Here is a 7641-nt window from a genome sequence, read left to right on the forward strand (position 1 = left end):
GCGCTCAAGTCATTCTGTGCGGGTTGAAGATGCCGGCCGGGTCGAAAGCCTGCCGCAGGCGCTGGTGGATGGCGGCGACGGCCGGCGCCAGCGGGTGGAACACGCCGACCGCCTTGTCGCCGCCGCGGAACAGGGTGGCGTGACCGCCAGCGGCCGCCACCGCCTGGCGGATGCGCTGGCCGCCTGCCGCATCGGCGTCGCCGTCGAGCTTGAGCCAGCGCTGCGCCCCGCCCCACTCGATCAGCTGGCGCCCTTGCAGGATGATGGCGCTGGCGTGCGGCGGCAGCGACAGGCGCCACAGGCTGCCCGCGCCCGCAAAAAAGGCGTGCGTCTGCTCGCGCAGGGACAGCCAGAAGGCGGCCGCGTCATCGGGCGCCAGCAGCTCGCCGCCCAGCGACTGCAGGGCCGCCGAGACGGCCGCCTCGGCGCCCGACAGGCGCACGCTCAGGACGCCGTCATGCCAGCAGCTGGCGGAAATGGGCAGCGGTTTTCCCGCCCATTCATTGAGCAGGCGCAAGGCGGCGATTTCCGCGCACGCCACGCGCAAGGTCGCTTCGCGCAGCGGCAGCGGCAGCACCTTGAGCGACACTTCCAGGATCAGGCCCAGCGTGCCCATGGACCCGGCCAGCAGGCGCGAGACATCGTAGCCGGCCACGTTTTTCATGACCTGCCCGCCAAAGGCCAGGCGTTCGCCGCGGCCGTCCAGCAGCACGGCGCCCAGCACGAAATCACGCAGCGCGCCCGCGCTGGCACGGCGCGGGCCGGACAAGGCACTGGCGACGACGCCGCCGATAGTGGCGCCGGGGCCGAAATGGGGCGGCTCGAAGGCCAGCATCTGCTGGCGAGCGGCCAGCGCCGCCTCGATCTCGGCGAGCGGCGTGCCGCAGCGGGCCGTGATTACCAGCTCCGTCGGTTCATAGTCGATGATGCCCGCATACGCGCGCGTGTCGAGCACCTCGCCGTCAAGCCGCTGGCCATACCAGTCTTTCGTGCCGCCGCCGCGCAGGCGCAAGGGCTTGCCCGCCGCGCCGGCTGCGAGGATCTGCTGCCTGAATTGTTCCACTATCGCTTGCAAAGGAGTCTCCGGCGGTTAAAAACGGGGCAGGTTGGCGAACGGCAGCCGCCCCGCCGTCACATGCATCTTGCCGAATTCGGCGCAGCGGTTCAAGGTGGGGATCGCCTTGTCCGGGTTGAGCAGGGCGTGGGGGTCGAAGGCGCGCTTGACGGCAAAGAAGGCATCGAGTTCGGCGCGCGTAAACTGCACGCACATGGAATTGATCTTTTCCATGCCCACGCCATGCTCGCCCGTGATGGTGCCGCCGACGGCCACGCACAGGGCGAGGATGTCGGCGCCGAACGCCTCGGCGCGCTCGAATTCGCCGGGCATGTTGGCGTCGAACAGGATCAGCGGATGCAGATTGCCGTCGCCCGCATGGAAGACGTTGGCGCAGCGCAGGCCATGCGTCGTTTCCATGGCGGCGATGCCCATCAACACTTCCGCCAAGCGCTTGCGGGGAATGGTGCCGTCCATGCAGTAGTAATCGGGCGAGATGCGTCCCGCCGCGGGAAAGGCGTTCTTGCGGCCGGACCAGAATTTCATGCGCTCCGCTTCCGACTGCGACACGGCGATGGCGCTGGCGCCCGCCCCTTCCAGCACGGCCGTCATGCGGGCGATTTCTTCTTCCACCTCTTCGTGCGTGCCGTCCGCCTCGCACAGCAAGATGGCTGCCGCGTCGGTGTCGTAGCCGGCCTTGACGAACGGTTCGACCATGCGCGAGGAGGTCTGGTCCATCATTTCCAGGCCGGCCGGGATGATGCCGGCGGCAATCACATTGGCCACGGCATTGCCGCCCGTGACGACGTCGCCGAACGAGGCCATGATGACCCGCGCCGTGGCCGGTTTCGGTATCAGTTTGACCGTCACTTCCGTGACGATGCCCAGCATGCCTTCGGAGCCGATGAAGACGGCCAGCAGGTCGAGGCCGGGCGAATCGAGGCATTCGCCGCCCAGTTCCAGCACCTCGCCGTCTATGGTAACAACGCGCGCGCGCAGCACATTGTGCACGGTCAAGCCGTATTTCAGGCAATGCACGCCGCCCGAGTTTTCCGCCACGTTGCCGCCGATGCTGCAGGCGATCTGCGACGAGGGATCGGGCGCGTAATACAGCGAATATTGCGCGGCCGCTTCGGAAATGGCCAGGTTGCGCACGCCCGGCTGCACCACGGCCGTGCGCGCGTAGGCGTCCAGGCGCACGATGCGGTTCAGGCGCGCCGTCGACAGCACCACGCCGTCGGCGATGGGCAGGGCGCCGCCCGACAGGCCCGTGCCCGCGCCGCGCGGCACGATCGGCACCTTCAACGCGCGGCAGACGCCGAGGATGGCGATGACCTGTTCCTCCGTGTCCGGCAAGGTCACCACCATCGGCAGTTGGCGGTAGGCGGCCAGGCCGTCGCATTCATACGGGCGCGTATCTTCGGCGTCGGACAGCACGCAGCGCGCCGGCAGCACGGCCAGCAGGGCCGCGACGACGGCTTGCTGGCGCGCGGCGGTCAATCCGGATTCGGGAGCGGCATTGAGCATAAGGAGGCAGCTTCAGGTAGCAAAAGTGCATGGGCGTGCAACGATTGTAAGCACAAAAGCGGCGCGCGGCGCATTTTTTGTCCGATTTTCAGGCAAATCCCCGGCCAGGCGGCGCGCAGTGTCGTATGCTGCCCCCATTCTTCTTTGACAGGATCAGCATCATGGGCAACCGACTCTCGAAAATCGCCACGCGCACGGGCGACAATGGCAGCACCGGCCTGGGCGACGGCAGCCGCACCAGCAAGGACAGCGCCCGCATCCACGCCATGGGCGACGTGGACGAACTCAATTCCAACATCGGCTTGCTGCTGTGCGAAGCCATGCCCGACGCCTTGCGCGACGAGCTGGTGGCCATCCAGCACGACCTGTTCGACCTGGGCGGGGAAATCTGCATCCCCGGCTACCAGCTGATCAAGGAAGAGCACGTGCTGCGCCTCGACGCGCTATTGGCGAAATACAATGCCGACTTGCCGGCCCTCTCTGAATTCATCCTGCCGGCCGGTTCGCGCGCCGCCTCGCTGGCGCATGTGTGCCGCACCGTGTGCCGCCGCGCCGAGCGCAGCATCGTCGCGTTGGCCAATGCGGAAGCCCTGCACGAACATCCGCGCCAGTACGTCAACCGCCTGTCGGACCTGCTGTTCGTGCTGTCGCGCGTGCTCAACCGCTTTGCCGGCGGCAGCGACGTGCTGTGGCGGCATGACCGCACGCGGGGGTAAGTAAAAACGGCGATGCGGTTTGACCGGCATCGCCGCCTTGCATCAAGCTGACAGGCGCTTGCTAGCCGCAGGCCTGCAGACACGCCTTATTGACACGCACGCATTCAGGGACCTTGAACTCCATGACGCAGGCGTCGAGCGCCATATAGCACTCGGCCTGGCATTCCGAGATGTCGGCGGTACTGCTGGCCAGGGCATACGATGCGCTGGCGCCCATGGCAAACAAAAAGAAACCCAGCTTTTTCAACATAAGTACTCCTTTGCGGAAGGGCTGCGGGACGGATGAAGTGATTCAAGCGGCATGGCCAGCGCACTGGCCAGCCGGCCAATTTCATTTAATCTGATGCGCAGCTGGCGTAGCAAATCCGATGAATCTTCGAGCAAGCGCCTGGCGCGCCAGGGTGGTCCCGCATGCACTGTTCCAGATCGGCGTTACATTGCGAGTAGCATTCCGGCTCGCCGCTGCCGGCCATCGCATACGAGGCGCTGACGCCCATGGCAAACAAAAAGAAACCCAGTTTTTTAAACATAAGCACTCCTGTTGACTTGACAGACGATGAGCAACATCCATGGCGCGCCGTCTCTTACGCGCCATCCATACGCTGCTAGTGCGGCGGCGCGTCAATTACGCGGCGGACGCAGGCATTCCTTCTGGCAAGCCTGATAATTTTCCATGCAGGCCGGCTGGCCGAATTCCACGCAATCGAGCAGGTTGCGTTCGCAGACAAAGGTGCAGTCAGGGCCAAAGGCCTGGGCACTGAAGGACAGCGCGGCGCCGGCGGCAAACAGGAAAATGGCAATCTTTTTAAACATGGTCAACCTTTCAAGTGAAGAAGCGGAACGTCAGATTTTCTTCAGCGCCGCTGCCAGCGCGCCCGCGTTGAAACCCTGGATCTTGCGGTTGCCGATCAAGACCACGGGCACGCCGCCGCCGCCGAGTGCTTCATGGGCCTGTTTCGCTTCCGGTGATTTTTCAATATCGAGATCGACGAAGTCGATCTTGTTCTCTTTGAAGTACGCGCGCGTCTTGGCGCAATAGCTGCACCAGTCCGTGCCGTACAGCACCACCTTGGCCTGGGCATTCGGGAAATACGCGGCGTAATTGCCTTCCGTATAATCCGCCTTGAGCAAGCCCGGCAGCAAAGACAGGCCGTAACCGCTGCCCAGGCCGGCGGCCAGGATCAAGCCATACATGGCGATAGTTTTTAATTGCTTTTTCATTGTGCAGTGACGTTGGCTTCATGACACGCATGCCGGGGCAATATTGCCTCCGGCAAACCCGGTTTGCGCTTAATTCAACGCACATTCATCCTTGCATCCTTTCAGCAGGGCATTGCACGTCTCCCTGGAATGGCCGGCATCGAGGCAATCGGTATGGGCGCCATAGCACTCGCGCTGGCAACTGCTCAATCCGCTACCGGCAGCCCCCACCGAATACGATGCACTGACGCCGACGGCGAACAGGAAAACAGCGATCTTTTTAAACATTTTCTACCTCTCGATTGACGTGGAAAAGGAATGCCCGCCGCAGTGCGATGCTTATTACTTTATAGAATATGCATCCTGCGAAATCGAATATAGACCGCACTTATTTTAGAGTCAACGTTTCCTTTCGATAAATTTCCATTTTGGAAAATATACCGGCAAAGCCCATGCCATGTGGATTTTGGAGAGATTGCAGCGCGTTAAACGTCTATACAATATCGGCGCCGCAAGCAGGAAAAGGCCGGCTGCGGGCGCAGCCGGCCGGGCGGCTACAGGACTTCCAGAAAAGTCTTCAGCGCGATGATTTCGTCGGACGTCAGCTGCAATGGCTGCAGCAGCGCCGACGTGACGGGAAACTTCGGATCGGCCGCCTGCTGCGCGTTGTGCGGCGCGGGACGCGACATGCCCGCGTTGTACATGTTCAGCATGCCCACCATCTGCGCGAACGCGCCATTGTGCATCCACGGACCCGACGCGGCCACGCCGCGCAGGCCCGGCGTGCGGAATTTGCCCACGTCCCCGTTCCTGCCCGTCACCAGATAGCGCCCCAGGTCTTCGTACTTGCGGCTGCCGTAATTGCTCAACCCCAGGTTGTGGAATTGCTGGTCCGTCAGCAGGGCGCCGCTGTGGCAGGTCATGCAGCGCGCCTTGGTGCGGAACAGGTGCAGGCCCAGCAGCTCGCGGTCGTTCAGGGCCCCGCGCCGGCCTTCCAGGAAGGTGTCGAAACGCGTGACGGGCGGCAACAGGGTGCGCTGGTAGTCGGCCAGCGCCGTCAAGATGCGCGCCAGGGTCACGCCGCCGCCCTTGCCGAAGGCGGCATCGAACTGCGCCGTGTAATCGCCCTGCGCGGCCAGCTTGGCCGGCAACGCCGCTGCATCCGTGGCCATTTCATCGGGATGCTGCAAGGGGCCCAGCGCCTGCTCTTCCAGGGTGCTGGCGCGGCCGTCCCAGAACAGCGTCTGGATCTGTGCCACGCCCAGCAAGCCCGGCGTATTGCGCTGTCCCTGCCGTCCATCATGCCCCACGGAAACACGCTTTCTGTCGGCAAAGCTGTGCGCGGGACTGTGGCAGCTGATGCAGGCCACGGCGTTCGAGCGCGACAAGCGGGGATCGTTGAACAGGCGCTGCCCCAGCGCCGCGACGGCCGGCGCCACGGAAACCACGGGCATGGCCGAGACGGGCGCCATTTCCGCCGCGGTCACGCCGGCGGGCAATTGCGGCCGGGGCCAGCCGGCGATGGGCCGGGCATAGACCTGGCGCAAACAAGCCGCATCCCAGCCATCGCGCGTGGCGCACTCCGCCGCCGACGCCTCGCGCGCCGCGGCGCCCTGGCCGAGCAGCAGGCCGGCTGCCGTGACCAGCACGGCCAGCGCCGAATTTCTTTTCGTCATGCTATCGTTCATCGCTCTGCCCTGCTCTACATCAATATTGGTATCGGCAAATGATAACAATGAGCAATGTCAGGCATCGCATGCAAGCGCGCGGAACACCCTATTGCGTGACCTGCGTCAATTTTCCCGGACTTCCCTCCGCCCGCGCATGCACATGTTCGCGCAACAAGCCGCGCAGCAGCTGCACTTGCCCCACGGCGTCGGCTTGCAGGGCCGTCAAACCGTCGCTGGCGCAGGGCGCGGGCGACGGCGTGCCCGGTGTGCCGCGCAGCAGGGCGTCGATCTCCGCGCTGACGGCGGCGATCCACTGCTGCAGCTCCGGCGTGGCCGGCTCGGCCTGGGGACTGAGGCTGATGCGCGCCGTGCTGCCCGCCACGCGGCGCAGCAGCGGCAAGGTGCGCAGCGCCGCCAGGCCCACGCCGCTGCTGCGGTCCAGGCGTCGCTCGATGCGCAGGCGCTGCAGCACCTGTTCCGCGTTATTGCTGGCCAGCCCCGCCTCGCGGCGCAGGCGCGCAATCGCGCTATCCCATTTCCCTCCCGCCGCCAGCACGGCCAGCAGGTATTTCAGATTGGCGGAAACGGCCTGCGCCAGGCGCTGGTCCAGGTCGTCCGCCTCGCGGTCCGGCCACAGGAAGAACGTGGCCAGCAGGGCCAGCACGCAGCCGAGCACATTGTTGCCCAGGCGGCTGGCCGCATACACCATCTCGCTGGCCGGGGCCGCATAGTCGGCCACCAGCACGAAGGCCGGCGTCATGAACAGCACGTGCAGGCTGTAGCTGACCCTGCGCAAGGCCATGGTGGCGACAATCAGGGGAAACACCACCAGCGAAATGCCCAGCGGCGTGTAAATGACGAGGCCGATCAGCACGGCCAGCACGGCCCCCAGCACGCTGCCGGCCACGCGCTCGATGCCGCGCGGCCAGGTGCTCGCCACGGACGGCTGCAGTATCAGCAGGGTGGCCATGGTGGCCCAGTAGCCGAACGGGATGTGCAGCGCCTCGACCAGCAAAAAGCCGGCCGTCGTCGCCAGCGACACGCGCGCCGCATGGCGCCAGCTCAGCGACTGCGGCGTGGCGTTGACCTTCAGGGTTTGCCACGCCTGTCCCAGCGCCAGCAGGGCCGCGTCGCGCCACGGCAGCTGCGCCGCGCGCGGCATGCCCAGGTCCATGAACTCCACGTTCAGGCGCAGCGGCAGCAAGGCGCCCAGCGCCGCTTCCAGGCGCCGTCCGCAGGCGGCCAGGCGGCGCTGCAACTCCAGCGGCGGCGTTTCCGGACGGCGCTGCACGGCTTGCCCCAGGCGGCGCAGCAGCACGCCCATCACTTCCAGGCTGCGCCGCGCGCGCGGGTCCTGGCGCAGCCGCTGCTGTTCGCGCTCGCACGAGTGCGTGACGGCGATCAGGTAGGCGAAAATGCGCTCGGCATCGCTGAGGGCCAGCAGCAGGTTGTCGTACAGGGCGCTGCGGCCCGC

Annotated in this window: 9 protein-coding genes; 1 reads left to right on the top strand and 8 read right to left on the bottom strand. The window is 65.5% G+C overall.

What is annotated here, in order from left to right:
* Nucleotides 1–4: 4 nt before the first annotated feature.
* Nucleotides 5–1075 (bottom strand): glycolate oxidase subunit GlcE, encoded by a 1071-nt coding sequence (gene glcE / locus CBW50_RS24925; RefSeq protein WP_086148010.1) that lies wholly within the window; start codon nucleotides 1073–1075, stop codon nucleotides 5–7.
* Nucleotides 1076–1090: 15 nt separating this feature from the next.
* Nucleotides 1091–2581, bottom strand: coding sequence for an FAD-linked oxidase C-terminal domain-containing protein (locus CBW50_RS24930; protein ID WP_086148011.1), 1491 nt, complete (start codon nucleotides 2579–2581; stop codon nucleotides 1091–1093).
* 161 nt (nucleotides 2582–2742) lie between these two features.
* On the opposite strand from CBW50_RS24930, the gene CBW50_RS24935 reads away from it, so the two are divergent.
* Nucleotides 2743–3297, top strand: coding sequence for a cob(I)yrinic acid a,c-diamide adenosyltransferase (locus CBW50_RS24935; protein ID WP_086148018.1), 555 nt, complete (start codon nucleotides 2743–2745; stop codon nucleotides 3295–3297).
* 61 nt (nucleotides 3298–3358) lie between these two features.
* Here the strand turns inward: CBW50_RS24935 and CBW50_RS24940 are convergent, their stop codons facing one another.
* The 6 genes from CBW50_RS24940 to CBW50_RS24965 form a co-directional block, all read right to left on the bottom strand.
* On the bottom strand, nucleotides 3359–3547 hold the full coding sequence (locus CBW50_RS24940; protein WP_086148012.1) for a hypothetical protein: 189 nt from the start codon (nucleotides 3545–3547) through the stop codon (nucleotides 3359–3361).
* Between the two features lie 371 nt (nucleotides 3548–3918).
* A complete protein-coding gene (locus CBW50_RS24950; protein WP_086148014.1) occupies nucleotides 3919–4110 on the bottom strand; it encodes a hypothetical protein in 192 nt (63 codons plus the stop codon).
* A gap of 30 nt (nucleotides 4111–4140) precedes the next feature.
* Nucleotides 4141–4518, bottom strand: coding sequence for a glutaredoxin family protein (locus CBW50_RS24955; RefSeq protein WP_226936250.1), 378 nt, complete (start codon nucleotides 4516–4518; stop codon nucleotides 4141–4143).
* Between the two features lie 69 nt (nucleotides 4519–4587).
* Nucleotides 4588–4785, bottom strand: a complete 198-nt coding sequence (locus CBW50_RS29125) for a hypothetical protein (protein WP_139842630.1) — start codon at nucleotides 4783–4785, stop codon at nucleotides 4588–4590.
* 266 nt (nucleotides 4786–5051) lie between these two features.
* Complete coding sequence (locus CBW50_RS24960) at nucleotides 5052–6173, bottom strand: cytochrome c peroxidase (RefSeq protein ID WP_086148015.1); 1122 nt, start codon at nucleotides 6171–6173, stop codon at nucleotides 5052–5054.
* 100 nt (nucleotides 6174–6273) lie between these two features.
* Nucleotides 6274–7641 (bottom strand): FUSC family protein (locus tag CBW50_RS24965; RefSeq protein ID WP_172404879.1); only part of this gene is annotated, 1368 nt, incomplete at its 5' end.

The organism is Janthinobacterium sp. GW458P (assembly GCF_002127585.1).
In the GTDB taxonomy this organism is placed as follows: Bacteria; Pseudomonadota; Gammaproteobacteria; order Burkholderiales; family Burkholderiaceae_D; genus Janthinobacterium.